General features: G+C 45.3%; 27 protein-coding genes. 20 read left to right on the top strand and 7 right to left on the bottom strand.

What is annotated here, in order from left to right; genetic code table 11:
* The first annotated feature begins 26 nt into the window (after positions 1-26).
* The 11 genes from recO to OTK50_RS07655 all read left to right on the top strand — a co-directional run bounded on the left by recO (position 27) and on the right by OTK50_RS07655 (position 12,157).
* Complete coding sequence (gene recO, locus OTK50_RS07705; RefSeq protein ID WP_044802539.1) at positions 27-794, top strand: DNA repair protein RecO; 768 nt, start codon at positions 27-29, stop codon at positions 792-794.
* A 301-nt stretch (positions 795-1,095) separates the two neighbouring features.
* The gene (gene glyQ / locus OTK50_RS07700) at positions 1,096-1,983 is read left to right on the top strand and encodes a glycine--tRNA ligase subunit alpha (protein WP_003152984.1); all 888 of its coding nucleotides are present in this window, start codon (positions 1,096-1,098) and stop codon (positions 1,981-1,983) included.
* Positions 1,976-4,015 (top strand): glycine--tRNA ligase subunit beta, encoded by a 2,040-nt coding sequence (gene glyS / locus OTK50_RS07695; RefSeq protein ID WP_224223679.1) that lies wholly within the window; start codon positions 1,976-1,978, stop codon positions 4,013-4,015. Before glyQ ends, glyS begins: the two co-directional genes overlap by 8 nt.
* Positions 4,016-4,115: 100 nt before the next feature.
* Entirely contained in the window at positions 4,116-4,754 is a 639-nt protein-coding gene (gene ccpN, locus OTK50_RS07690) for a transcriptional regulator CcpN (protein WP_003152989.1), read from the top strand.
* Between the two features lie 25 nt (positions 4,755-4,779).
* A complete protein-coding gene (locus tag OTK50_RS07685; RefSeq protein ID WP_003152991.1) occupies positions 4,780-5,592 on the top strand; it encodes a pyruvate, water dikinase regulatory protein in 813 nt (270 codons plus the stop codon).
* 255 nt (positions 5,593-5,847) lie between these two features.
* A complete protein-coding gene (locus tag OTK50_RS07680; protein ID WP_007612647.1) occupies positions 5,848-6,354 on the top strand; it encodes a YaiI/YqxD family protein in 507 nt (168 codons plus the stop codon).
* 21 nt (positions 6,355-6,375) lie between these two features.
* A complete protein-coding gene (dnaG, locus tag OTK50_RS07675) occupies positions 6,376-8,187 on the top strand; it encodes a DNA primase (protein WP_007408290.1) in 1,812 nt (603 codons plus the stop codon).
* 192 nt (positions 8,188-8,379) lie between these two features.
* Positions 8,380-9,501 carry an RNA polymerase sigma factor RpoD gene (gene rpoD / locus OTK50_RS07670; protein WP_003152998.1) on the top strand — a complete coding sequence of 374 codons (1,122 nt, stop codon included), beginning with the start codon at positions 8,380-8,382 and terminating at the stop codon, positions 9,499-9,501.
* A gap of 349 nt (positions 9,502-9,850) precedes the next feature.
* Positions 9,851-10,213 carry a cytochrome c550 gene (cccA, locus tag OTK50_RS07665; RefSeq protein ID WP_224223678.1) on the top strand — a complete coding sequence of 121 codons (363 nt, stop codon included), beginning with the start codon at positions 9,851-9,853 and terminating at the stop codon, positions 10,211-10,213.
* Between the two features lie 125 nt (positions 10,214-10,338).
* The gene (locus OTK50_RS07660; RefSeq protein WP_224224357.1) at positions 10,339-11,043 is read left to right on the top strand and encodes a tRNA (adenine(22)-N(1))-methyltransferase; all 705 of its coding nucleotides are present in this window, start codon (positions 10,339-10,341) and stop codon (positions 11,041-11,043) included.
* Complete coding sequence (locus OTK50_RS07655; protein WP_014418401.1) at positions 11,036-12,157, top strand: Nif3-like dinuclear metal center hexameric protein; 1,122 nt, start codon at positions 11,036-11,038, stop codon at positions 12,155-12,157. The genes OTK50_RS07660 and OTK50_RS07655 overlap by 8 nt, the downstream gene beginning before the upstream one ends.
* Before the next feature lie 20 nt (positions 12,158-12,177).
* Here the strand turns inward: OTK50_RS07655 and OTK50_RS07650 are convergent, their stop codons facing one another.
* Both OTK50_RS07650 and vrrA read right to left on the bottom strand, forming a co-directional pair.
* Positions 12,178-13,122, bottom strand: coding sequence for a 4-hydroxy-3-methylbut-2-enyl diphosphate reductase (locus tag OTK50_RS07650; RefSeq protein ID WP_012118007.1), 945 nt, complete (start codon positions 13,120-13,122; stop codon positions 12,178-12,180).
* A 122-nt stretch (positions 13,123-13,244) separates the two neighbouring features.
* A complete protein-coding gene (gene vrrA / locus OTK50_RS07645; RefSeq protein WP_043021624.1) occupies positions 13,245-13,949 on the bottom strand; it encodes a VrrA/YqfQ family protein in 705 nt (234 codons plus the stop codon).
* A gap of 165 nt (positions 13,950-14,114) precedes the next feature.
* Between vrrA and OTK50_RS07640 the strand changes: the two genes are divergently transcribed.
* Together OTK50_RS07640 and OTK50_RS07635 are read left to right on the top strand one after the other, a co-directional pair.
* Positions 14,115-15,431, top strand: a complete 1,317-nt coding sequence (locus OTK50_RS07640) for a DEAD/DEAH box helicase (protein ID WP_015240227.1) — start codon at positions 14,115-14,117, stop codon at positions 15,429-15,431.
* An 11-nt stretch (positions 15,432-15,442) separates the two neighbouring features.
* Positions 15,443-16,336, top strand: a complete 894-nt coding sequence (locus tag OTK50_RS07635) for a deoxyribonuclease IV (protein ID WP_012118004.1) — start codon at positions 15,443-15,445, stop codon at positions 16,334-16,336.
* Between the two features lie 32 nt (positions 16,337-16,368).
* Here OTK50_RS07635 and OTK50_RS07630 read toward each other — a convergent pair whose 3' ends face one another.
* Positions 16,369-16,623: a DUF2624 domain-containing protein gene (locus OTK50_RS07630; protein ID WP_003153013.1), complete on the bottom strand. Its 255-nt coding sequence runs from the start codon at positions 16,621-16,623 to the stop codon at positions 16,369-16,371.
* A 118-nt stretch (positions 16,624-16,741) separates the two neighbouring features.
* Between OTK50_RS07630 and OTK50_RS07625 the strand changes: the two genes are divergently transcribed.
* Both OTK50_RS07625 and OTK50_RS07620 read left to right on the top strand, forming a co-directional pair.
* Complete coding sequence (locus OTK50_RS07625) at positions 16,742-17,623, top strand: YitT family protein (RefSeq protein ID WP_007408296.1); 882 nt, start codon at positions 16,742-16,744, stop codon at positions 17,621-17,623.
* A gap of 123 nt (positions 17,624-17,746) precedes the next feature.
* Positions 17,747-18,157 carry a Fur family transcriptional regulator gene (locus OTK50_RS07620; protein ID WP_003153018.1) on the top strand — a complete coding sequence of 137 codons (411 nt, stop codon included), beginning with the start codon at positions 17,747-17,749 and terminating at the stop codon, positions 18,155-18,157.
* A 30-nt stretch (positions 18,158-18,187) separates the two neighbouring features.
* On the opposite strand, the gene OTK50_RS07615 is transcribed toward OTK50_RS07620, so the two are convergent.
* Positions 18,188-18,769 (bottom strand): nucleotidase, encoded by a 582-nt coding sequence (locus OTK50_RS07615; RefSeq protein WP_007408297.1) that lies wholly within the window; start codon positions 18,767-18,769, stop codon positions 18,188-18,190.
* Positions 18,770-18,902: 133 nt separating this feature from the next.
* On the opposite strand from OTK50_RS07615, the gene OTK50_RS07610 reads away from it, so the two are divergent.
* A complete protein-coding gene (locus tag OTK50_RS07610; RefSeq protein ID WP_087920773.1) occupies positions 18,903-19,280 on the top strand; it encodes a DUF308 domain-containing protein in 378 nt (125 codons plus the stop codon).
* Positions 19,281-19,313: 33 nt separating this feature from the next.
* Here OTK50_RS07610 and ispG read toward each other — a convergent pair whose 3' ends face one another.
* From ispG to OTK50_RS07595, 3 genes are all read right to left on the bottom strand, one after another.
* Positions 19,314-20,432, bottom strand: a complete 1,119-nt coding sequence (ispG, locus tag OTK50_RS07605) for a flavodoxin-dependent (E)-4-hydroxy-3-methylbut-2-enyl-diphosphate synthase (RefSeq protein WP_169510269.1) — start codon at positions 20,430-20,432, stop codon at positions 19,314-19,316.
* Between the two features lie 132 nt (positions 20,433-20,564).
* Positions 20,565-20,867: a LysM peptidoglycan-binding domain-containing protein gene (locus OTK50_RS07600; RefSeq protein WP_007408299.1), complete on the bottom strand. Its 303-nt coding sequence runs from the start codon at positions 20,865-20,867 to the stop codon at positions 20,565-20,567.
* A gap of 91 nt (positions 20,868-20,958) precedes the next feature.
* Positions 20,959-21,723, bottom strand: a complete 765-nt coding sequence (locus OTK50_RS07595; protein WP_014418394.1) for a DUF1189 domain-containing protein — start codon at positions 21,721-21,723, stop codon at positions 20,959-20,961.
* A 158-nt stretch (positions 21,724-21,881) separates the two neighbouring features.
* Between OTK50_RS07595 and OTK50_RS07590 the strand changes: the two genes are divergently transcribed.
* From OTK50_RS07590 to pbpA, 4 genes are all read left to right on the top strand, one after another.
* A complete protein-coding gene (locus OTK50_RS07590; protein ID WP_015240226.1) occupies positions 21,882-22,364 on the top strand; it encodes a DUF456 domain-containing protein in 483 nt (160 codons plus the stop codon).
* Positions 22,365-22,529: 165 nt separating this feature from the next.
* Positions 22,530-23,135 carry a superoxide dismutase SodA gene (sodA, locus tag OTK50_RS07585; RefSeq protein WP_003153025.1) on the top strand — a complete coding sequence of 202 codons (606 nt, stop codon included), beginning with the start codon at positions 22,530-22,532 and terminating at the stop codon, positions 23,133-23,135.
* Positions 23,136-23,254: 119 nt separating this feature from the next.
* Complete coding sequence (locus OTK50_RS07580; RefSeq protein ID WP_007612614.1) at positions 23,255-24,544, top strand: MFS transporter; 1,290 nt, start codon at positions 23,255-23,257, stop codon at positions 24,542-24,544.
* A gap of 101 nt (positions 24,545-24,645) precedes the next feature.
* Positions 24,646-26,793, top strand: coding sequence for a penicillin-binding protein 2A (pbpA, locus tag OTK50_RS07575; RefSeq protein WP_038459214.1), 2,148 nt, complete (start codon positions 24,646-24,648; stop codon positions 26,791-26,793).
* The last annotated feature ends 132 nt before the right edge of the window (positions 26,794-26,925 follow it).

The raw sequence follows: 26,925 nt of genomic DNA, 5'->3' as shown, positions 1-26,925 counted from the left end.
CCCTCCCGTTGTTGGAAGGTGCGGAAATGCTGACTAAATGTGAAGGAATCGTGCTCCGTACGAATGACTACGGGGAGACGAATAAAATCGTGACATTGCTGACGAGGGAACACGGCAAAATCGGCGTCATGGCAAGGGGCGCCAGGAAGTCAGCCAGCCGGCTGTCAGCAGTCAGCCAGCCGTTTTTGTACGGGTCATTTTTAATGCAAAGAACATCCGGACTCGGCACGCTCCAGCAGGGTGAAATGATTCTCAGCATGAGAACGATCAGAGAAGATTTATTTTTGACGGCGTATGCCGCTTTTATCGCTGAACTCACTGACAAAGGAACGGAAGAGAAGAAACCGAACCCCTATTTATTCGAATTGATTCTCGAATCCTTTAAGAGGCTGAATGACGGGACTGACCCGGACGTGATCACCTTCATCGTGCAGATGAAAATGCTCGGCGTCATGGGGCTGTATCCGGAGCTGAATCATTGTGTCCACTGCAAAAGCGGGGAAGGGACGTTTCATTTTTCGATAAGAGATAACGGGTTTATCTGCCACCGCTGCTTTGAAAAGGATCCGTACAGAGTTCCGATTTCGCCGCAAACGGCAAGGCTGCTAAGGCTTTTTTATTACTTTGATATCGGAAGGCTCGGCAGCGTCTCGTTAAAACAGGAAACCAAAAACGAACTTAAACGGGTCATTGATCTGTATTACGAGGAATATTCAGGACTTTATTTAAAGTCAAAACGGTTTTTAGATCAGATGGAAAGCATGAAGAACCTTTTGGATGAAAACAAAAGTTGACATTCTGCCCATCTTTTTATATGATCATTTATTATAAAATATGTTGCAGTGACAGAAAGAAGTACTTGCGTCCAACTCATACAAGCGACCTTAGGGCAGTGTAAGCTAAGGATGAGCGCGCAACGAAAGGCATTCTCGAGCAACCCTTTAAAAAGAGGCTGAGTGATTCACATCCTCAGCAACTAGGGTGGAACCGCGGGAGAACTCTCGTCCCTATGTTTGCGGCCGGCAAGCATAGAGACGGGAGTTTTTTGGTTGCCGCCGCACTTGTAAAAGAATGGAGAAAGTGGAGGTGCTTGAAATGAACATTCAAGATATGATTTTAACCTTGCAGAAGCACTGGTCGAATGAAGGCTGTGTGCTCATGCAGTCGTATGATGTGGAGAAAGGCGCAGGCACAATGAGCCCGTATACATTTTTACGAAGCATCGGGCCGGAACCGTGGAGAGTGGCTTACGTTGAGCCGTCCAGACGACCTGCGGACGGACGGTACGGTGAAAACCCGAACAGGCTCTATCAGCATCACCAATTCCAAGTCATTATCAAGCCGTCGCCTGATAACATTCAAGAGCTTTACCTTGATTCATTGCGTGCGCTCGGCATTGACCCGCTTGAACATGATATCCGTTTCGTAGAAGACAACTGGGAAAACCCGTCTTTAGGCTGTGCAGGTCTCGGCTGGGAAGTATGGCTTGACGGGATGGAAATTACTCAGTTTACATACTTCCAGCAGGTGGGCGGAATTGAATGTAAACCGGTATCCGTTGAAATCACATATGGTATTGAACGTCTCGCGTCATATATTCAGGATAAAGAAAACGTCTTTGATCTTGAATGGACGTCAGGATTTACTGTGAAAGATTTATTTATGATGGCTGAATATGAGCATTCCGTTTATACTTTTGAAACATCTGACGTGGATATGCTTTTCCATTTGTTCAGCACCTATGAAAAAGAAGCGATCAGACAAATGGATAACGGGCTCGTGCATCCGGCCTATGATTATGTGCTGAAATGCTCTCACACATTTAATCTGCTCGATGCAAAAGGCGCGATCTCGGTGACAGAGCGGACGGGTTATATCGGCCGTGTCCGCAACTTAGCGAGAAAAGTGGCAAAAACGTATTATGAAGAACGGGAAAAATTAGGGTTCCCAATGCTTAAAGAGGAGGGCTCTTCCCATGAGTAAACAAGACTTGCTTTTAGAGATCGGACTCGAGGAAATGCCGGCGCGGTTTTTACATGACAGCATGGTGCAGCTCGGTGAAAAGCTGACCGGCTGGCTGGCTGAAAAAAATATCGCCCACGGCGAAGTGAAACTTTTTAATACGCCGAGACGTCTGGCAGTATATATAAAAGACGTAGCAGAAAAACAGGCTGATATTCAGGAAGAAGCAAAAGGCCCGGCGAAAAAAATCGCTCAGGATGCTGACGGAAACTGGACAAAAGCCGCTATCGGATTTTCAAAAGGCCAAGGCGCCGGAGTGAATGACCTTTATATAAAAGATGTAAACGGCACGGAATATGTCTTCGTTCAAAAATTCCAGGCAGGACAAGAGACGAAGACACTTTTACCGCAGCTGGAAAATTTGATTGCCGGATTGCATTTTCCGAAAAACATGCGCTGGGGCACGCAGGATCTGCGCTATATCCGTCCGATCAAATGGATTGCCGCCCTCTTTGGAAAAGACGTCATTCCGTTTGAAATCACAAATGTCGAGACGGGCCGGAACACGCAGGGACACCGCTTTCTCGGCCAAGAAGTATCCGTTGATGCACCGGCATCATACGAAAAGCTGCTGAAAGAACAAAGCGTCATTGCTGACCCGAAAGAACGCAAACAAATGATCCAAACCCAGCTGGACGCGCTTGCGGCCGAGAAGAAATGGAATATTCCGATCGATGAGGACCTGCTGAACGAAGTCAACCATCTGGTGGAATACCCGACAGCGCTTTACGGATCTTTTGAATCCGAATTTCTTTCTATCCCTGAAGAAGTGCTTGTAACAACAATGAAAGAGCATCAGCGCTACTTCCCGGTAAAAGATGAAAACGGGAATCTGCTGCCTCATTTTATTACGGTAAGAAACGGGAACAGCCATGCAATTGAAAATGTTGCCCGCGGAAACGAGAAAGTGCTGAGAGCAAGGCTTTCAGATGCTGCGTTCTTCTACAAAGAAGACCAAAAGCTGAACATTGATGAAAACGTGAAGAAACTGGAAAATATCGTTTTCCATGAAGAGCTCGGCTCCCTTGGAGATAAAGTAAGAAGAGTGGCCGCCATTGCGGGCAAACTTGCCGTCCGCCTGAAAGCGGATGAACAGACGCAAAAACTTGTGAAGCGCGCCGCAGAAATTTCTAAATTTGACCTGGTTACACATATGATCTATGAGTTCCCTGAGCTTCAAGGCGTAATGGGAGAAAAATATGCGCGCATGCTCGGTGAAGATGATGCCGTCGCTGCCGCTGTCAATGAGCACTATATGCCGAGAGCGGCCGGGGGAGAAGTGCCTTCAACCTTTACCGGCGCGGTCGTGGCGTTAGCTGATAAACTGGACACGATTGCTTCCTTCTTCAGCATTGACGTAATTCCGACAGGTTCTCAAGATCCGTACGGATTGCGCCGTCAGGCAAGCGGCATCGTTTCCATTCTGATCGATCGCAATTGGGGCATTTCGTTTAAAGAGCTGCTGTCATTGACAGAAACGGAAAAAGAAAATGAGCTCCTCGATTTCTTTACACAGCGCCTGAAATACGTCTTAAACGCTGAAGACATCCGTCATGACGTTATTGAAGCCGTTCTGGACAGCACAGAGCTTGAGCCGTATGCAGCCGTTCATAAGGCAAGAGTGCTTGAGAAGCACCTTGGCACACCCGGCTTTAAAGAAACGGCTGAATCACTCGGCCGGGTCATCTCCATCAGCAAAAAAGGCGAGAGCCGCGATGTCAAGCCGGATCTGTTTGAAAATGAACAGGAGAAAAAGCTGTTTGACGCTTATCAAAAAACAAAAGACAGTGTCGCGGAAAGCTTTGCCTCCAAAAACTATGAACAGGCGCTTGCCGTGCTCAGCGGATTAAAGGAGCCGATCGAAGACTACTTTAATCACACGATGGTAAATGCGGACGATGAAACATTAAAAACCAACCGTTTAGCGCAAATGACCGCTCTTGCAGATGTGATCAAGTCTTTTGCTAATATGAATCATCTTATTGTAAAATAAAGAAAAAGACGGTTGCTGTGTGATCGGCAATCGTCTTTTCCCCTTTTACATAAACATCACAGAATGAAAACATAGATAAAGAAACCCTTCCATAAAGGTGGTGAGTACGATCGAATTAAATAAACGGCAAGAACAAATTTTACAGATTGTAAAGGAAAACGGCCCGATTACCGGAGAGCATATCGCAGAACAGCTCAATTTAACGAGGGCTACGCTGCGGCCGGACTTGGCCATACTCACCATGTCAGGCTTCTTAGAGGCCCGTCCGCGGGTCGGTTATTTTTATACGGGGAAAACGGGAAATCAGCTGCTTGCGGATAAACTGAAAAAGCTGCAAGTGAAAGATTTTCAATCGATCCCTGTTGTCATCAATGAGAATGTCTCGGTATACGATGCCATCTGCACCATGTTTTTAGAAGATGTCGGCACGTTATTTGTCGTAGATCGTGATGCTGTCTTAGTCGGTGTGCTGTCACGCAAAGATTTGCTGCGGGCGAGCATCGGCCAGCAGGAACTTGCCTCAATACCGGTTCATATTATCATGACAAGAATGCCGAATATCGCCGTCTGCCGGCGTGACGATTATGTGATGGACATCGCCAAGTATTTAATTGAAAAACAGATCGATGCCCTTCCCGTTATTAAAGATACGGATAAAGGCTTTGAGGTCATCGGCCGGTTTACCAAAACGAATATGACTAAGATACTTGTCAGTTTATCAGAAAATGAAATCATATAAGCTTGAAAACTAACGGGGGGATAACATGGACAATCGCATCATTTATGTAGTATCAGACTCAGTCGGAGAAACCGCCGAACTCGTTGTAAAAGCCTCGCTCAGCCAGTTTAACGGCTCAGCCGATGATACGCATATCAGAAGAATACCTTATGTGGAAGATATCGGCACCATTAATGAAGTCGTGTCTCTCGCCAAAGCGGACGGCGGCATTATTTGTTTTACGCTCGTTGTTCCTGAAATGCGCAAATACCTGGTTGAACAAGCGGAAAAAGCGAATGTGCTGTATTACGATATTATCGGTCCGCTCATCGATAAAATGGAATCAGCTTACGGTCTGACCGCCAAATATGAACCGGGCCGCGTCCGCCAGCTTGATGAAGATTATTTCAAAAAGGTCGAGGCGATCGAGTTTGCCGTCAAATATGACGATGGCAGGGATCCAAGAGGCATTTTAAAAGCCGATATCATCCTGCTCGGAGTATCCAGAACGTCTAAAACCCCATTATCACAATATCTTGCCCATAAGCGTCTGAAAGTGGCCAATGTGCCGATCGTTCCTGAGGTCGATCCGCCGGAAGAACTGTTCAGCGTTGATCCGAAAAAATGCATCGGCTTAAAAATCAGCCCTGATAAACTGAACCATATACGAAAAGAACGGTTAAAATCTCTCGGCTTAAATGACAAAGCCATTTACGCCAATATCAACAGAATTAAAGAAGAGCTGGAGTATTTTGAGAAAATCGTGGACCGGATCGGCTGCCAAGTCGTTGACGTTTCGAATAAAGCGGTCGAGGAAACAGCGAACATCATTCATCATCTCAAAACAAAGGGCCGATAACTCAGGACGCTTTATCCTGGGTTTTTGGGTATGCAAATAGGGAATAAACAAAAAGGATGGCATCTTCACGAAGTTTGTATTATAATAAAAAATTGTGATAAAATGTTTATTTTTAGGTTTAAGCTTCGTGTGATACGAATAAACTATTATGGGTAAGATGTCAAGAATAACTCCCGGAAATTTTTCGACAAAGCTCAAAATAGATCCGCAGTCATGGAGCATATGCGATTTCGCTTGTTTTTATGCAGGAGATTGATGGAGGGATGGAGAATTAGTCTTCTAAATGAAAAAGAAAAGACGATTTTTGTCGATGCAGACGCATGCCCCGTAAAAGAGGAAATAATGCTCATTGCATCGCAATACAGCGTTCGGGTTATTTTCGTCGCATCATTTGAACACTACCAGCTTTCCAGAAGCAAAGACGAGAACTGGGTATACGTTGATCCTCATAAAGAAGCGGCAGATTTATATATCGCAAACCATGTGAGATCGGGAGACGTCGTAGTCACGCAGGATATCGGTTTAGCCTCTCTTTTGCTGAACAGAAATATTGCCGTCTTATCGGAAAGGGGCCGTTCTTATACTGAAGACACGATTGACTTCGCTCTGATGAGCCGTCATATGTCAGGCAAAATGAGAAGAAGCGGCATTCATTCCAAAGGACCTAAAAAATTAAATAAAGAAGATCGGAATCGATTTGTTACCCTGCTTAAAAAAATCCTGTCGAATGATGAAGGGATTTCAAATCAAAGCATCGAATAATGTACGACGGAGTGTTATAAGATGGGAAACCGCATACCAGATGAAGTAGTTAATCAGGTGCAGCAGTCAGCAGACATTGTTGAAGTCATAGGTGATTATGTCCAATTGAAAAAGCAAGGCCGCAACTACTTTGGGCTCTGTCCGTTTCACGGGGAAAACACGCCCTCGTTTTCCGTCTCCAGCGATAAGCAGATCTTTCATTGCTTCGGATGCGGTGCGGGCGGGAACGTTTTCTCTTTCTTACGGCAGATGGAAGGCTATTCATTTACGGAAGCTGTTTCTCACCTTGCGGATAAATATCAGATTGATTTCCCTGATGATATAACGATTCACTCTGCATCCAGGCCTGAATCTTCCGGAGAGCAGAAGATGGCGGAAGCCCACGAGCTTCTGAAGAAATTTTACCATCATTTGCTAATAAATACAAAGGAAGGCCAGGAAGCGTTAGATTACCTTTTATCAAGGGGTTTTACGAAAGAGCTCATAGATGAGTTTGAAATCGGCTACGCGCTGGATTCCTGGGATTTCATGACGAAATTCTTGAAAAAGCGCGGTTTTGAGGAAGAACTGATGGAAAAAGCGGGTCTGCTGATCAGAAGGGAAGACGGCAGCGGGTATTTTGACCGTTTCAGAAACAGAATTATGTTTCCCATTCATGATCACCACGGAGCCGTGGCGGCTTTTTCAGGAAGGGCGCTCGGAAGCCAGCAGCCGAAATATATGAACAGCCCGGAAACGCCGCTGTTTCATAAATCTAAGCTGCTGTATAACTTTCATAAGGCGCGCCTGCCGATCAGGAAAGAGGAGAGAGCCGTTCTGTTTGAAGGATTCGCTGACGTCATATCCGCCGTCAGCTCAGGCGTAAAAGAAAGTATCGCCACAATGGGGACGTCGCTCACCGAAGAACATGTGAAAATCCTCAGAAGAAATGTTCAGGAGGTCATTCTCTGCTACGATTCAGATAAAGCCGGGTACGAAGCTACGCTGAAAGCGGCCGGCCTGCTCCAGAAAGCCGATTGTAAGGTAAGAGTAAGCATGCTGCCTGACGGGCTTGATCCTGATGATTATATCAGAACCCGGGGCGGAGAAAAATTCCGGACCGATATCATTGATGCAAGCGTTACGGTCATGGCTTTTAAAATGCAGTATTTCCGCAAAGGGAAAAACTTATCTGACGAAGGAGACCGGCTCGCTTACATGAAAGAGGTGCTGAAAGAAATCAGCGCTCTTTCCGGGTCGCTTGAGCAGGAAATGTATGTGAAGCAGCTCGCCTCGGAATTTTCTCTTTCGGTAGAGTCTTTGACGGAACAGCTTTCCATCTACGCCAGACAAAACGCCCCCGGCGACAAAAACGCCGAACCGCAGACAAGACGGGCCAGGGTGACGACAAAAGCGAAACGGCGCCGTCTCCGTCCCGCCTATGAGAACGCGGAAAGACTTCTGCTCGCTCATATGCTGAGAGACCGAAACGTCATAAAGAAAGTGATTGAGCGTGTCGGCTTTGAATTTAACATTGACGGACATCGTGCGCTGGCAGCATACCTGTACGCTGTATATGAAGAGGGGGCTGACATGACGCCGCAGCATCTTATGGCGAGAATGCAGGATGAGGAAATCAGCCAGCTGCTTTCAGATATAGGGATGCTCCAAGTAAACGAGGAGCTCTCAGAGGCCGAGTTATCCGATTACGTAAAAAAAGTGTTGGATCACCGAAAATGGTCAATGATAAAGGAAAAAGAAGCAGAAAGAGCGGATGCGGAGAGGCAGAAAGACTTCGTGAAAGCTGCGTCTCTGGCTCAAGAAATTGTTGCATTGAACCGATCATTAAAGTAACACCAAAAAGAGGCTTGCGTTCTGATTGGCAATGATTCCTTGCGGAGGAGCAAATAGATCGCTTAACCTCATCATGAATTGTCATTTATTATCCGCAGCCCTGCATGCTGAAAAAGAGAGAAGGCTTCCGGGGCGGATAAGAAACATACCGCTTTTAGAATTCGTTGCAAGCTTTGGAAGGAGGGATCCATAATGGCTGATAAACAAACCCACGAAACAGAAACAGAACTTACATTAGACCAGGTAAAAGAGCAGCTTACTGAAACTGGAAAAAAACGTGGCGTTTTAACATATGAAGAAATTGCTGAACGCATGTCCAGCTTTGAAATTGAATCAGACCAAATGGATGAGTATTATGAATTTTTAGGAGAACAAGGTGTTGAATTAATTAGTGAAAATGAAGAAACGGAAGATCCTAATATTCAACAGCTTGCCAAAGCCGAAGAAGAATTTGACCTTAATGACCTCAGCGTACCGCCTGGTGTAAAGATCAATGATCCAGTCCGCATGTACCTTAAGGAAATCGGACGGGTAAATCTTCTTTCTGCTAAAGAAGAAATCACCTACGCTCAAAAAATTGAAGAGGGTGACGAGGAATCTAAACGCAGACTGGCTGAAGCAAACCTTCGTTTAGTTGTCAGCATTGCTAAACGGTATGTCGGCCGCGGCATGCTTTTCTTAGACTTGATCCAAGAAGGAAACATGGGTCTCATGAAAGCAGTCGAGAAGTTTGACTACCGTAAAGGATATAAATTCAGTACGTATGCGACTTGGTGGATCAGACAGGCGATTACACGCGCCATCGCTGACCAGGCGAGAACAATCCGTATCCCGGTTCACATGGTGGAAACCATCAACAAATTAATCCGGGTGCAGCGTCAGCTTCTTCAGGATCTTGGCAGAGAGCCGACACCGGAAGAGATTGCTGAAGACATGGATCTGACGCCTGAAAAAGTCCGTGAAATATTAAAAATTGCTCAAGAGCCTGTTTCTTTAGAAACGCCGATCGGTGAAGAAGACGACTCACATCTCGGTGACTTCATCGAAGACCAGGAAGCGACATCTCCGTCGGATCATGCGGCATATGAGCTTTTAAAAGAACAGCTGGAAGATGTGCTGGATACGTTGACAGATCGTGAAGAAAACGTGCTGCGTCTCCGTTTCGGTCTGGATGACGGGCGCACAAGAACTTTGGAAGAAGTCGGCAAAGTGTTTGGAGTAACGAGAGAGCGTATTCGCCAAATTGAAGCAAAAGCGCTTCGCAAATTGAGACATCCGAGCAGAAGCAAACGTCTGAAGGATTTTCTCGAATAGAATGGAACGGGTCTTTTTGATCCGTTCTTTTTTATGTATAAGATATATGGATAATATACCTTTATTTTACTGGATAAGCATATGTTTTGCAAATGAGTTCGGAAAAAATGCGGCATGTCCTGAAAGGGGGAAAATGAGATAAGTTTATTTATATTCTTTATTGTAAGCGTATACAATTCATTATACAATAGAATAAAGATAATTTTGTGATAAACAAAACAGTTATTTTGCTTTTTGTATAAATTGTGAAATCAATGAAATTGCTGAGCAAGACCATTTACTTTTTGTAAAAATAAGTTAGAATTAGAAGTGTTTACATAGGGGGAGAATGAAAAAGGGGGATGGAGATATGAAGTGGAATCCGCTGATTCCTTTTTTGCTCATTGCAGTGCTGGGAATAGGGCTGACTTTCTTTTTAGCTGTAAAAGGCAATGGAGATGCGCATCAGATCGCAAGCGGCGGTGAAAGCAAAAATGCCGAGAAGGAAACTGCAAACGCTTCACCTGAAGAGATTTATAAAGCGAACTGCATCACCTGTCACGGGGAAAACTATGAAGGTGTGTCAGGGCCGAACTTAAAAGGCGTCGGCAAAAGAAAAGATGTCGCTGAGATTAAAACAAAAATTGAAAAAGGCGGCAACGGGATGCCCGCGGGCCTTGTGCCGGCCGAAAAGCTGGATGGCATGGCAAAATGGGTTTCTGACATTAAATAAAGCTTTACCGGTCCCTATATAAAAGACATATGAAAAACTCTATCCGCCGCTTGGATTCCGGGCGGTTTTTTTATATGATAGTAAAGGAAAAAGAACCTGAGAAAAGTTGTGATATTGTGAATGAAATGAAGTTATCTAAAAGATTGCAGTCTGTGGCGGAATATATCCCTCCGGGTGCCCTGGTTGCTGATATCGGGTCAGACCACGCGTATCTTCCTTGCTATGCCGTTTTGAATCATTTGGCAAGCCGGGCAATCGCCGGTGAAATTACAGACGGACCGTTTCTATCCGCCAAACAGCAGGTGGAAAAACTGGACTTAAGCACTCTTATCTCCGTAAGGAAAGGTGACGGGCTGAGCGTCCTTGAAAAAGGAGAAGCCGGCGCCATTACAATCGCCGGCATGGGCGGAGCGCTGATCGCTCATATTTTGGAGTCCGGAAAAACGAAATTGACGGGGCGTGAACGGCTGATTCTGCAGCCGAATATTCATGCCGTTCATATAAGAGAGTGGCTGTATCAGGAAGGCTATGAACTGCTTGATGAAGTGATTCTCGAAGAAGACGGAAAGTGTTATGAAATCCTCGTTGCGGAAACTGGCGACCGTGATGCGCCGTATCGGAACGTGCCGATGGCTGCCGGAATGCTTGCGGGTCCGTTTTTATTAAAAGAGAGGAATGAAGTGTTTCTTCGGAAATGGAGCCAGGAACTTAAGCATACTGAACAAATTTATGAACAGATCAGCCGCAGCGCAAAGCATGAAAACCATGAAAAATTAGCTGAATTGAAAGAGCGGATTTCTCTGCTGAAGGAGGTAATCGGACATGCCTAAACATGTAAACGGACAGGAAATCATCCAGCTGTTTGAACAATTTTCACCGAAGGCTTTTGCGGTGGAAGGAGATAAAATCGGCCTGCAGATCGGTACATTGAATAAGCCGGTGAAAAATGTCATGGTGACATTGGATGTTCTTGAACAAACGGTAGATGAAGCCATTGAGAAAAAAGTTGACTTAATTATCGCCCACCACCCGCCGATTTTTCGGCCGCTTAAACAGATCACCACTGATCAGCCTGGCGGAAGACTGATTGAGAAATGTATAAAGCATGATATTGCCGTATATGCGGCTCATACGAATCTTGATGTAGCGGACGGCGGTGTGAACGATCTCCTTGCCGAAGCTCTGGGCCTGACAGACACAGAGGTGCTCGTCCCGACATATTCGGATCCGCTGAAAAAGCTTGCCGTATATGTTCCGAAAGACTATGAAGAAGCTGTAAGAACTGCACTTGGCAACGCCGGAGCGGGACATATCGGCAATTACAGCCATTGCGCGTTCTCCTCTGAGGGAATCGGCAGCTTTAAGCCGCTGGATGGGGCAGAACCGTTTATCGGACAGACGGGAGAACTGGAGCTCGTCCATGAAGTGAGACTTGAGACCGTTTTTCCGGCAAGTATGGAGAGAACCGTCGTAAAAGCGCTGAAAAAAAGCCATCCGTATGAAGAGGTGGCATATGATATTTATCCGGTGGAGCAGTCTCCGCTTGAAAAAGGGCTCGGCCGCATCGGAAAACTTCAGCAAGACATGACGCTTGAAGAGTTTGCGCTGTTTGTGAAAGAAAAGTTTGACGTTAACGGAGTCCGGATGGTCGGAGAGCGAAACAGCAAGGTGAAAAAAGTCGCGGTTCTTGGCGGTGACGGAAATAAATATATTTATCAGGCAAAGCGGAAGGGTGCAGATGTTTACGTGACGGGCGATCTTTATTTCCATGTAGCGCATGATGCGATGATGATGGGATTAAACGTCGTAGACCCGGGGCATTATGCTGAAAAGATCATGAGAAAAGGCACGGCTGAGAAGCTTACGGCAATGGCCGGAGAGAAAAACTATGATGTGCGCATTTTCGCTTCCGAAACAGATACAAACCCATTTACCTTCTTATAAAAAAACTGAGGCCCCGGGCCTCAGTTTTTTATTTTTACTTTCGGAAGGATTTTTTTAAGTGGCACACTGTGTTCAAGCTGCCATGTCGATTCATCGTTGTGGTCAAACTGCTCTAAAAAGCGGATGACTTCCTTTGTAATCGGTGTCGGTGTTGATGCGCCTGCGGTAACGGCGACGGTATTGACGTCTTTCAGCCATTCGAGCTTCAGTTCACTGATGTCTCCGATTCGGTAGGCTTTTGTTCCGGCGATTTCTTCTGACACTTGAGCCAGTCTGTTGGAGTTATTGCTTTTCGGATCACCGACAACAATGGTTAAGTCCGCTTTTTTTGCCTGCTCTGATACAGCTTCTTGACGAACCTGTGTGGCCAGGCAGATTTCCTGATGGTATTCCACGTACGGGTACTTTTCTTTGACTGATTCCATAATATCGTGGACGTCCCACTGGGACATTGTCGTTTGGTTTGTAACGATTAATTTCTCAGCCTGAATATCGAGATTTCTCACGTCTTCCTCTGTTTCAACGAGATGAACGATTTCAGGAGCGACGCCGACGGCTCCTTCAGGCTCGGGGTGGCCTTTTTTACCGATGTATATGACGTGATAACCTTCAGCTTTTACTTTTCGGATTAAGTCATGTGTTTTCGTGACGTCCGGGCATGTGGCGTCAATCGTAACAAGCCCTTTTTCCTCAGCGGCTTTTCTTACTTCCGGAGATACCCCGTGAGCCGTGAAAATAACGGTTCCTTTTTCCACCTGCTTTAAAATCTCCAGACGGTTTGTGCCGTCAAGCGTGTAAATGCCGTCTTCCTCAAACGCATCTGTGACATGCTTATTATGAACAATCATTCCCAGTATATATATAGGTCTTGGCAGTGTTTTATCGAGTGACGCGTTTTTGGCTATGACCATGGCATCAACAACGCCGTAACAGTAGCCGCGCGGCGATATTTTGATAACGTCCAATGTAGATGTCCTCCTATCAAAAGTGAGTGTAGAGGCAATATAAAAAGCCGTAGTTAAACGGCTCAAATCTTGCATTCTTCTGATCTCATTATAGCTAATCTTTCGTGAGATATCAAAGAATGTTAAATATATAATTTCGGCTTTGATCTGCCCGATGTTCTTTTTGGACGCGGCTGTTCCGCTGAGTCTGCCTGTGCGGCGTCTTTTTCTTTTGAAGCGGATGCTTTTTCAGACGTCTTCTTTGATGTTTTGGATGAGGCGTCTGATTTGTTTTCATCTTCTGTTTCATCTGTTTCATCTGTTTTTTCAGCTTCATCCTTTTTGTTCTGTTCGTCTGTTTCTTTCGTCTCGTCAGATTCATTCTCGTCATCACTGCTGCTTAATTGGCTGTAAAGCTTCATCATGGCGGGCAGACTCCGTACTAAAGGACCGTACTGCTGAATCATCGGCGTAACCTGCTGCGCCACGCCGAGCACCTTCTGAACGTTGCCGAGCATGCTCGACAGGGATGCCGGACTTGCCAGGTTCTGTATTCCCTGCAGTCCTGCACCTGCTCCTCCGCTGGCCGCCGCCGGTGCCGACGCGGCAGCGCTTCCTCCTCCTGAACCGGGTAAAAAACGGGAAAGCATCCCTTTTAAGCCCCCTCCGCCGCCCGTGCCTGCGTTTCTCAGGCCCGCTCCGGCAATCTGCTGCTGAGGGAAAAGCTGCCGTCCCTGCTGCATTAGCTGCCGTCCCGGCAATGACGGTCTTCCTCCCATCATCATACGCGGATTCATAAACGGCCGTCCCTGCTGCGCCATATTTCTCATCGGCTGCTGTGGAAACATACTTGTACCTCCTTTCTGTCTCTCTGCTATTACAATATGCATCGGAGGGGGCATTTGCTTTTCTGTCTCGAAAACAGGATTCCCCCAAGACATGGTGTTTTTAAGTAAAATCGGTTATAATGTGATGATGGACACAGAATGTGCCGCTTTAAGGAGCTGGGAAAAATGAAAGAAACTAAATTTGATGGATACAACTTAAAACCGTTTATTATAGATGCAGTTCACCGCCTTGGTTTTTATGAACCGACAGATATTCAAAAGCGTCTGATACCTGCCGTACTGAAAAACGAAAGCGTGATCGGGCAGTCCCAGACGGGGACGGGGAAAACCCACGCCTATTTATTGCCAATTTTGAATCGGATTGATCCGGGTTCTGATACGGTACAGGCCGTTATCACGGCGCCGACGAGAGAGCTTGCCAATCAGATTCATCAGGAAGCGCTCAAAATCACACAGGGTGCGGAAGATGAGCCGATCCGGACAAAATGCTTCATCGGCGGGACGGACAAGCAAAAATCAATTGATAAGCTGAAAACACAGCCTCATCTCGTCGTCGGAACGCCGGGCCGGATCGCGGATCTGATTAAGGCGCAGGCATTGAACGTCTATAAAGCGCAGTCTCTCGTCATTGACGAAGCTGATCTGATGCTTGATATGGGCTTTTTAGAAGACGTTGATTATATCGGATCGCGTATGCCGGAAGAACTGCAGATGCTTGTGTTCTCAGCTACGATTCCGGAAAAGCTGAAGCCGTTTTTGAAAAAGTATATGGAAAATCCGAAGTACGCGCATGTTGAGCCGAAAAGAATCACAGCCGAAAAGATTGAACATGTGTTGGTTCCTTCTAAACAGCGTGATAAAGACAAACTGCTTTTTGATATGATGTCTCATCTGAATCCTTATCTGGGCATTGTGTTTGCAAATACGAAAAACACGGCTGACCATATTGCGAAATACCTGACTGAAAAAGGAATGAGGGTCGGTCTTCTGCACGGGGGATTAACGCCGCGTGAGCGCAAAAAGGTAATGAAGCAGATTAATGATCTGGAATTCACTTATGTCATTGCGACAGACCTTGCGGCTAGAGGAATTGACATTAAAGGCGTAAGCCACGTCATCAACTACGAGCTTCCGGACGATTTGGATTTTTATGTTCACCGTGTCGGAAGAACTGCACGCGCCGGTTCATCAGGCCAAGCACTGACCATTTATGAGCTTTCTGACGAAGATGCGCTCGCAAGACTTGAAAAGATGGGCATTGTGTTTGACTATGCGGAGCTTGTAAACGGGGAATGGAAGAAAGGCGATGACCGCCACCGCCGTAAAAATCGCAAAAAGACGGCAAATGAGGCTGACCAAATTGCGAAACGCCTCGTAAAAAAGCCGAAAAAAGTAAAGCCGGGCTATAAAAAGAAAATGAGCTACGAAATGGAAAAAATTAAAAAGAAGCAGAGAAGAAACCAATCTAACAGAGGAAAGTAGGGGGAATCGGGTTGCTGAAAATAGGTTCACACGTCTCAATGAGCGGAAAACATATGCTCCTTGCCGCAAGCAAGGAAGCTGTTTCGTACGGGGCGAATACATTTATGATCTATACGGGCGCTCCCCAAAACACGCGCCGCAAAAAAATTGAAGACTTGAATATTGAAGCGGGCCGCGCCCATATGAAGGAAAACGGTATCGACGAGATTGTCGTGCATGCGCCGTACATCATTAACATCGGAAATACGACAAATCCGGCAACATTTGAGCTGGGCGTTGATTTTCTGCGTTCTGAAATTGAAAGAACGGCAGCGATCGGCGCGAGACAGATCGTGCTTCATCCAGGGGCGCATGTCGGAGCCGGAGCTGAAACGGGCATCAAAAAAATCATTGAAGGTTTAAACGAAGTGATTGTTCCCGGGCAAAACGTGCAGATTGCGCTGGAGACAATGGCGGGCAAAGGATCAGAATGCGGGAGAAGCTTTGAAGAGCTGGCCGAGATCATTGCGGGAGTCACGCATAATGAACATCTATCCGTCTGCTTTGACACTTGCCACACCCATGACGCCGGGTATGATGTCGCTAATGATTTTGACGGTGTTCTTAACGAGTTTGATAAAATCGTCGGCATCGATCGGATAAAAGTCCTTCATGTGAACGACAGTAAAAATATTAAAGGCGCCCGGAAAGACCGCCATGAAAATATCGGGTTCGGAGAGATCGGTTTTGACGCTCTGCAGTACATCGTTCATCACGAGCAGCTTGCCGATATTCCGAAAATCCTCGAAACACCGTATGTAGGCGAAGACAAGAAAAATAAGAAGCCGCCGTACCGTTTTGAAATCGAAATGCTGAAAGAAAAACAGTTTGATAAGGAGCTTCTTGAAAAAATATCAGCTCAATAAGAAAGAAAGGAGGGGCGGGTGTCCCTCCTTTCTTACCCTGAGAATTGATTGAAAAGTTCGTCAACTTTCCGCGCCGTTTCTTTTGAGGTTATCGTTTCCACTTTTTTCAGCAGGCGCAGCCGCTCCTGTTCATCAAAAATATTGATGTTTTTTCCGTGCATCAGAGCCGCTACCTCAGCCGCTTGACTTCTTGTAATGCTGATCCCGTATTGCTTGGAATATTTCAGCAGATCGTCCGCAGTGACTTGATTGAGCCGCTGCAAAATAATTCTTTGTATTAAAATCATCGATACTTTCACCTCTTTAGACATAATGTATTGAGCAGATCATTAAAATGTTACAGCTTTTAATGGTAAAATAAAGTTGCTTACTGTTTAAAATAGTTATTATAGGAAAGGAGATTTTATGACCCCAAATAAACAGCATAAAAGAGAATCATTTTTACACTTTATCTTCAGGGTCATTATGATTCTGATCGGGGCGGGTTCAGCCGCCGTAAGTATTGAATTGTTTCTGGTCCCTAATAATTTTATCGACGGAGGCATTATCGGTGTTTCATTAATTTTAGACCACCTCTTTATGTCCAATCCCCTCCTCAATTTTGCCTTATTCGTTGTGTTACTCAACATTCCATTTATGATTTTCGGATATAAATATATCGGAAAAACATTTCTCATCTCTACTGTTATCGGAATCGTCGGTTTAGCGCTGATTGAATCCTCATTGCACCATGTGGAGGCCATTACGACCCAGCCTATTTTGGCGACGGTATTCGGGGGGCTTTTGCTCGGTTTCGGGGTAGGCCTTGTCATCCGAAACGGAGGCTCGATGGACGGTACTGAAATCCTCGGTATCCTTCTCACGAAAAAGCTGCCCTTTTCAGTCGGGGAATTCGTTATGCTCATCAATGTGTTTATTTTCATTTGGGCCGGTTTTGTGTTCGGTCCGGAGCAGGCAATGTATTCTTTCATGACTTATTATATTGCCATGAAAACGATTGACGCCGTCATCCAGGGGCTTGATGAAACAAAAGCGGTCATTATTGTTGCAGAGCAATATGCTGAGATCTCAGATGCTATATTGCACCGGCTTGGGCGGGGAACCACCAAACTTCAGGGTAAAGGCGGATATACGGATGAAACCAAAGAAGTCATTTACGCGGTCGTGACAAGGCTTGAAGTGACTAAATTGAAATCCATTGTGTTTGAAATTGATAAAAACGCCTTTATTACGATCATGAATACCCATGAAACGAGGGGCGGTAAGTTCAAAACCGCGATTCACTAGGCTTTCATTTACTTTTCATCATTTTATAGGTATAATTTGATACATCATAAGAAAATGGCCTGCTGTTCAGACAGCTGCCATTTTCTTTTTGGAGCGATACCGTGTTGTAAAGGGGAGGTCCTCATGAACGTACAAGAAGCGTTGAACCTGCTGAAAGAAAAAGGGTATAAATATACGAGTAAGCGAGAAGACATGCTGCAGCTTTTTGCTGATTCTGATAAATATCTGACCGCCAAAAACGTGCTTGCCGCATTAAATGACGACTATCCGGGTCTGAGCTTTGATACCATATACAGAAATCTTTCGTTATATGAAGAACTCGGCATTTTGGAAACGACGGAGCTTTCCGGAGAAAAACTGTTCCGTTTTACATGCTCTTATACCCATCATCATCACCATTTTATCTGTTTAACCTGCGGGAAAACGAAGGAAATTGAGTCCTGTCCGATGGATAAGCTGCACGATGATTTGGAAGGGTATGAAATCAGCGGCCATAAGTTTGAAATTTACGGCACCTGTCCGGCGTGCCGATAAAAAACCTCCTGCTTATACAGGAGGTTTTTTTCAGCTTTTGACATGCTGAAAGCTATGTTTGTTTTTATTAATCCAGGCGACGGCTTCAAGCCAATTCTGCACCCTGATAATATTGGAATCGATGGGGAGCTGATTATATGGGGAGTTAAAAAGGATAACCGGAATGCCTGCTTCTTTTGCGATCATTGTCGCATTGCCGTGGTGATCTTCGAAAAATAAATCAATGCCGTGTTTTTTGACGGCTTCCACTTTGTGATGGCCTCCGACAAGCTCAATGTGATCGTAATGAATGTCCCGGTTTGCAAACCAGTCCAGCGTAACATCTTCTAAGTGGCCGCGTCTTGCCGTAATGTAGATCAGACGGTGCTCTTCTTTCAGTCCGTCCAGTGCCTGCTTGGCAAATTCCGCGAGCTTCGCTTCTTTATATATGGCTGCTTCATGAACGTTCATCCATTCCCAAAATTCCTCGTCTGTAATGTTCAAAAGCTTCGTCAGATCATAATCAGTCATATCATCCAAGGTAATGGAAAGATGAAATGAGCGGTTTAAATAAGGGACAAATGTATCCTGTGCCGTAACTGTGCCGTCAATATCTATACCTAACCGTAACATGTCCACACTCCTATAAATTCATCCCTTCAAGTGTAACATAAACAATTAACAATACCAGAAAAGTTTAGCAAACATGAATCCGTAAAAAACGCGGAAACTAAAAAAGCTCCTTTCATAAAAGAAAAAGGGGGAATTGAAGGTGGCATACGATTACGAAAATCGAAAAGGCAACGACTACTATGTGGATCATGGATCGGAAGGAACCGATATCACGCGTGATGTTTATTCAGAAGAAACAGCGGCCGAAATTTCAGAGCCATATCGTGCTTCTGACCGGGCAGCAGACCGTGATGATAACCGGGACGGAGTAAGTGAAGGCCGGGGGATAGGGTATGCAGCATTGGCTATTTCTATCATTTCCCTGTTTGTGCTCCCTGTTTTATTAGGGGCATGCGGCATTATCGTCGGCTATATCGCCAGAAGAAGAGGAGCAGGCGCTTTAGGCGGATGGGCGATGGGAATCGGTATTGTTTCCCTTGTCCTCGGCATCTTCATTACACCGTTTTTTTAACACAACGCAAAAAAAAGCTTGGCGGAATATCCGTCAAGCTTTTTGTGTTTCTTGTTCTGCTTTTGCTTTTTCCGCTTCAAGCTTTGCGTAGTGTTCTTCTGCCAGCTTGTCGATTTCTTTTTTCAGCTCTTCGACCATGGTTTCTTCAGGGACTTTGCGGACGATTTGGCCTTTGCGGAAAAGAAGTCCTTCGCCGCGCGCGCCGGCAATCCCGATATCAGCTTCTCTTGCTTCGCCCGGTCCGTTAACGGCACATCCGAGAACGGCTACTTTAATCGGCGCTTTGACTTTAGAAATGTATTCTTCCACTTCATTTGCGATGCTGATGAGATCAATTTCGATCCGTCCGCATGTCGGGCATGAAATAAGCGTAGCCGCGTTTGAAGCAAGACCGAATGATTTCAGCAGTTCTCTGGCTACTTTTACTTCTTCAACCGGGTCGGCGCTCAGAGAGATCCGGAGCGTGTTTCCGATTCCTTTGCTTAAAATCGCTCCGAGTCCGGCCGCGCTTTTTACCGTTCCGGCAAACAGCGTGCCCGATTCTGTAATTCCGAGGTGGAGCGGATAATCAAATGCTTTTGATGCTTTTTCGTATGCTTCTATGGCTAGATTGACGTCAGACGCTTTCATGCTGACGATGATGTCGTGAAAGTCAAGGTCTTCCAGGATTTTGATATGATGAAGCGCACTCTCAACCATCCCGTCAGCAGTCGGATAGCCGTATTTTTCTAAAATGCGTTTTTCCAAAGAACCCGCGTTTACGCCGATCCGGATCGGAATTCCTTTTTCCTTCGCTGCTTTTACGACGGCTTCCACTTTTTCGCGGCGGCCGATGTTTCCCGGGTTGATTCTGATTTTGTCGGCCCCGCCCTCAATTGCTTTTAATGCAAGCTTGTAGTCAAAATGAATATCGACAACGAGAGGGATGGAAATTTGTTTTTTGATGTCGGCAATCGCGTTAGCGGCGCGTTCGTCCGGACATGCCACCCGGACAATTTGGCAGCCGGCTTCGGCTAAACGGTTGATTTCCGCAACTGTTGCTTCTACGTCGTGTGTTTTGGTCGTCGTCATACTCTGAATGACGACTTCGTTATTTCCGCCTATTGTTAAAGGTCCCACTTTGACGGGACGCGTTTTTGTACGATGTGTGATTTCACTCACTTGTCAATCGCTCCTTAATTGTAGTTACCGCTTTTGCAGGCTGAGCCTTTTACATGTCAGGCAACTTCTATTTACATGTTATATTGTAACAGTGTATTTGCCGAACTGACAAGAAATTAACGTTTAATTGCGGTAGACGGGGAATTTATAAGCGGTGCCTGCCTGAATTGCGTTTGCTTTTACATTCGGATTCAGCGCTTCAAAATCTTGCGCAATATCATCTGGCGCTTTATGTGCGCCGACTATCGACATCACCGTATCGCCTTTTTTGACCGTAACCGTTCTGTATGAAGATTCCTGTCGGGCTGGCTGTGCCGCCGCTGCGTATGCTGGAAGGTCTTGAGAAGGGATCGTGCCGATTTTAAGATCGTAAAAGATAATGAATATCACAAATAAACTGCCGAATACAAAAGTAAGCCGCTTCATTCCAACCGCCTCCCGCATACATTTTTACTTCATTGTATGCTTGTCCCATTTTGTTCATGACAAAAAAGAAGACCGCCGGGGGCAGTCTTTGTTACACAGCTGTTTTTCTTGGCGGTATCTCTTTTAAGACGAGGAAAAGGATGATAAAGTTTACAAACCAATTCACTAAAAATTCACTCGGCACTGTAATAACAAGCGCTCGCATGATCGTAAAGAATATGGTCGAAAGTGTAATGGAATAAGCCGAAAGCTTCCAGAGCTGCTGGTAATTCAATGTCTTTCTTTGCGCATTTTTCAATATCAGGCCGATGACGGCGAGAAATGATACTTCAATGAATTTTCCGGCCGCTGTCATGATGAACAGCAAAACGGACAGGACGGTGACGATCATTGTTTTATTTTGGTTTAATGCTGATATGATTTCTTTTTTTGTGATATCAGCAGGCATCAGCGAATAATTCATTTCTGTCGCCTGTCCGTCTACAGCAAGCACCATTTTATTTTTCAAAATGCCGATCGCATTTTGTTTCGCCGCTATTTGTTTCGCGCCGTAAGCATCTGTCGGATCAAACACGATGACAAAGCCGTTCGCTTCCGTTTCCTTAGAGGCGGACGCTTTCGTTTGCAATTCTCCGTTTGAAATGCTGAAATCAGGGAAATCTTTCTTTAACACGGTTTTGAAACCGTTCATTGAGTTTACGGTGCCGGAGCAAAGGTAATAAGCGCTTGGCAGCGTAAAAAGGACAGACAGCAAAAATACATAAAGGATCGCTTTTCCTATCCCCTGAAACCGTGTTTTTGCAATATCCGCCGGAGAGTATGTACTTTTCAATAAAGCCGTAAATATGTTCAACATCTTCACTTCCTAGCCTAAACTGGTATATGTTGCTTATTGTATCGTTCACAGGGGATGAACACAAGTGAGAGTATTTAAAGCGGTGATAAGGAATCATACATAATAAGATAAAGCGGGAAGCTGTGATCGCCCGCAAAACAAAGGAGGGTGTTTTTGTCATGAGTGTTTTGTATTGGCTGATTATCATTGCGGTCTTCGTCATTGCTTTTATCGGGCTTGTATATCCGGTGATTCCAAGCGTTATTTTTATTGTGGCCGGTTTTCTTCTCTACGGATTTTTGTTTTCCTTCAGTCCTTATTCTTACCTGTTTTGGCTCATTGAGGCGGTATTTGCGGCCGTTTTATTCGCAGCTGACTATGTGTCAAATTTACTTGGCGTTAAAAGGTACGGAGGAAGCAGGGCGGCAATCTGGGGAAGCACGATCGGATTATTGATCGGGCCCTTCGTTATTCCCGTGGCGGGCATTATATTAGGACCGTTTATCGGTGCTCTCTGCGCTGAGGTGTTTGTTCATCAAAAGGATATCAAGTCCGCGGCAAAAGTGGGGCTCGGCTCGTTAATCGGCTTTTTAACAAGCGTCGCGGCAAAAGGCGTCATTCAGCTCTTTATGATCGGATATTTCTTATGGACGGTGCTTTAGAAAGGTTTAATTTCGGCCGTGAACGGATAAAGTGTAATATGTCTGCTGGAATCGCCGGATTGTGAGCTTTTTCATTGATTACCACGCTTTCTTTTGTTACATTGAGATTAGAAAAGTTCGCGTTAAGCGGCATTTCAGTACATATATTTAAAGGAGGAAAAAATTATGGCTTACAAACTTCCAGAATTGCCTTACGCTTATGATGCTTTAGAACCTCATATCGATAAGGAAACAATGACGATTCACCATACGAAGCACCATAACACATACGTGACAAACCTCAACAAAGCGATCGAAGGATCAGCGCTTGCAGAGAAATCTGTAGATGAGCTTGTTGCTGATTTGAACGCAGTGCCGGAGGACATCCGCACGGCAGTCCGCAACAATGGCGGCGGACATGCAAACCACTCTTTATTCTGGACTCTTTTATCTCCGAACGGCGGAGGCGAACCGACTGGTGAGCTTGCTGAAGAGATCAAAAGCACGTTCGGAAGCTTCGATCAATTCAAAGAAAAATTCGCGGCAGCAGCTGCAGGCCGTTTCGGTTCAGGCTGGGCTTGGCTCGTTGTAAACAACGGCAAACTTGAAATTACAAGCACGCCAAACCAAGATTCACCGCTTTCAGAGGGTAAAACACCTGTTCTCGGTCTTGATGTTTGGGAGCACGCTTACTACCTGAACTACCAAAACCGCCGTCCTGATTACATTTCAGCTTTCTGGAATGTTGTGAACTGGGATGAAGTTGCCCGTCTTTACAGCGAAGCAAAATAATTGAGTTGAATGATCACAAGGTCTCCCGCGGGAGGCCTTGTTTTTTTATTGACTTTGATTCCTTTTACATATCTCAGTTTGAGTGAGACAAACTAATGTGTAGTAAAGGGGAGTCAATGATGAGCAAAATAAAAAAAATTATCGGCGACATCGAAATAAATAAAGGGCTGCTGCTGCTATTGACGATTGGCGGCCTTTACTCATTGGGCATCGCGCTGTCAAATACATTTGTCAACGTGTATTTGTGGAAGCAGTCGGGAAAATTTATTGATTTGGCCATATACAATTTGTCGGTCGTAACGATGCAGCCGATTACCTTTCTGCTGGCTGGCCGGCTGGCTAAAAAAATTGACAGGGTGTTTATTCTCAGGTTCGGCGTTATCTTTTTGGCCGCTTTTTATTTAAGTGTGCTGCTTGCCGGAGAAACTGCGGCTTCCCGTCTCGTTTTGATAGGGGCCGTGCTCGGAGTTGGATACGGCTTTTACTGGCTGGCTTTTAATGTGCTGACTTTCGAAATCACGGAACCGGAAACGAGAGATTTTTTTAACGGGTTTTTAGGCATTTTGTCTTCATCGGCGGGCATGATCGGTCCGATTGTGGCCGGATATGTCATTTCAAGACTTGAAAACAATACGGGTTATACAATCATTTTCAGCCTGTCGCTCGGCTTATTTGCCCTTGCCGTGGTCATGAGCTTTTTTCTGAAGCGGAGGGAGTCGAAAGGCCGGTTTATGCTGAAAAAAGTTTTTGATGAGCGCCACACGAATCTGAATTGGCGCCGGATTACCAACGCGCACTTTTTTCAAGGCTTGAGAGAAGGGATTTTTGTTTTTTTAATCAGCGTATTTGTATTCATTGCGACAAACAGTGAGCTGGCGCTCGGAACATTCGGCCTCGTCAATTCCGCGGTTTCTTTTTTTGCTTATTATTTTGCATCAAGGCTCATCAAAAAAAGAGCGCGGAAAAAGGCGATTCTTATCGGCGGATTGATCTTGTACGGCGCCCTGTTTCTCATCATTTTTAAAATGAGCTTCACGACGCTCCTTTTGTACGGAGTGTTTATTGCGATCGGCTATCCAGTTCTGCTCGTGCCGTATGTCTCGCTTACATATGATGTGATAGGCCGGGCGCGGCTTGCCAGAAAAGCCAGAATTGAATACATCGTGCTCAGGGAGTTATTTTTAAATGCGGGCCGGATCGTTTCCATCCTTTGTTTCCTTGTAATCGTTACATTGTTCAAGGAAAAAGTGGGAATACCGGCGGCGCTCGTGCTGCTCGGAGCCGGCCATCCGCTGATTTATTACTTTATAAAAGACATCAAACTGGATACGGAAACTTCTGATGAAACAGTAGAAGAAGACCGACAAAAACAGGCGGCGGAACCGAATTTTATAAAAGGAGAAAGATAAAAGGGTTATCTGTAGAAAAATATCGAAAAAACCTTTAGAATGAAAAATGGCACCTGAACAGAAGGTGTCATTTCTTTCTGTAAATAAGAAAAGGTGATGTCATGAGGAGAAATAAAAAGAAAATAGCTGTAAACAAAGAAAAGAAAAAATCACTGCCGATCCGGCTTAATTTTTTGTTTTTGGCCGCGTTTCTTATTTTCACTTGGATTATCGTCGAGCTTGGCATCAAGCAGATCGTTCAGGGTGATGATTATAAAAACGCCGCCAATAAGCAAGAGGAGTCTGATGTCAGCACGGCGGTTCCGAGAGGGAAAATATACGACCGGAACCTAAATCCCATCGTAACGAATAAAGCATTAAATGCGATTACATATACACGTTCAGCCTCAACCACCCAGGCACAGCGTTTAAAAATCGCAAAAAAACTGTCGGGTATGATTAAGGTAAGCACCAAAAAGGTGACTGAGCGGGATAAAAAAGACTATTGGATGTTAACGAGGCCTGATGAAGCGAAAAAACTGATTACGGCCGAAGAAAAGCAAAAAGCTGAAGACAAAAAACTGTCTGACGATGATTTATATCAGCTTCAGCTGAAACGCATCACAGACAAACAGCTGAATGAGCTCACTTCAAAAGACATGCAGATCCTTGCGATTAAAAGGCAGATGGATTCAGGCTACTCACTGACGCCTCAATACATCAAAAATGAAGGGGTGTCGGCAAAAGAAATGGCCGTCGTCAGCGAACATTTAGATGAACTGCCGGGAGTTGACGTGACGTCTGACTGGGAACGGTCTTATCCTTATAAAAGCCTGATCCGGACATTGCTCGGCAGTGTATCCAGTTCGAACGAAGGTCTTCCGTCCAACCTGCTGGATCACTATCTGTCACTCGGCTACAGCCGGAATGACAGGGTCGGAAAAAGCTATTTAGAATATCAATATGAAAGCCTGCTGCAGGGCCAAAAAGAGAAAGTGCAGAACTTAACCGACTCATCCGGAAATGTCACGGGCAGCAAAGTGATTTCAAAAGGACAGGCCGGCAAAGACCTTGTTTTATCCATTGATATGGACCTGCAGAAATCCGTTGAAAAAATCATTGAGAAAAATTTAAAATCGGCAAAAGCGAGACCGAGCACGAAGCTTCTTGATCGGGCCTTCGTCGTCATGATGAACCCGAAAAACGGAGAAGTGCTGACGATGGCCGGCAAACAGATTACGAATGACCATGGAAAGTACAAAATTAATGATTATGCCCTCGGCGCAATGACTTCCTCCTACGCAATGGGATCGGCGGTCAAAGGAGCGACGGTGTTGACCGGACTGCAGACGGGCGCGATTAATTTGAACACCGTTTTTCAGGATGAACCTATGTATTTCAAGGGAAGTAAAAACCCGAAAAAATCATGGACGAATTTAGGTCCCGTAGATATCGAAAAAGCGCTTCAGGAATCATCAAACGTGTTCATGTTCAAAACGGCGATTGCTGTCGGTAAAGGGGAGTACAAAAAAGGCCAGTCCCTGCCGCTTGATATGAAGGCATTCGATACTTTCAGATACTACTTCAATCAGTTCGGACTCGGAGTTAAGACGGGAATTGATCTCCCGAATGAAGCGACCGGGTACCAAGGATCACAGCGAATTTCCGGTCTTCTGTTAGACTTTGCCATCGGACAGTATGATACGTTTACACCGCTGCAAATGGCGCAGTATGTATCTACAATCGCCAATGGAGGCTATCGTTTGAAGCCTCAGCTTGTAAAAGAGGTCAGGCAGCCTGATTCGAAAAAAGGAATCGGAGCCGTTGTAGAGTCTGTTCAGCCCCAAGTACTGAACAAGATTGATATGAATAATGCAGATATTAAAGAAGTGCAGGCGGGTTTCAGACGCGTCATGACAAAAGGGACAGCCGCAACTGATTTTGCGACGGCGACATACAGTCCTGCCGGTAAAACGGGTACGGCGCAATCTTTCTATGACGGTCCGGACAAATCAGAGACGGGTGAAGGAACGTATAATACGACTCTTGTCGCTTATGCACCTGCGGATAACCCGGAAGTGGCTATTTCTGTAGTCGTTCCTTGGGCCTATATTGATTACAGCGATCGATATTCGATTACGAATGATATAGGGAGAGCAGCTCTGGACAAATACTTTGAGCTGAAAAAGAAACAAGAAGATAATAATACGAAGCAGAAAAACGAAGATAAAATTCAGGAAGACGCTGAAAACGGCAATACAAACAACTAATAGAAAAACGCTCACAATCTGTGAGCGTTTTTTTTTTATACAAAAAAACATCCGGATTTACAAAACCTTAACACTTGATTTATACGCATTTTACAAGAACCCTTTACTCTAGACCTGTAGGACAAATTACAC

The organism is Bacillus sp. NEAU-CP5 (assembly GCF_026420705.1).
In the GTDB taxonomy this organism is placed as follows: Bacteria; Bacillota; Bacilli; order Bacillales; family Bacillaceae; genus Bacillus; species Bacillus velezensis.
The sequence above is the reverse complement of the archived record's forward strand: the minus strand, read 5'-3'. Positions and strand labels throughout refer to the sequence as shown.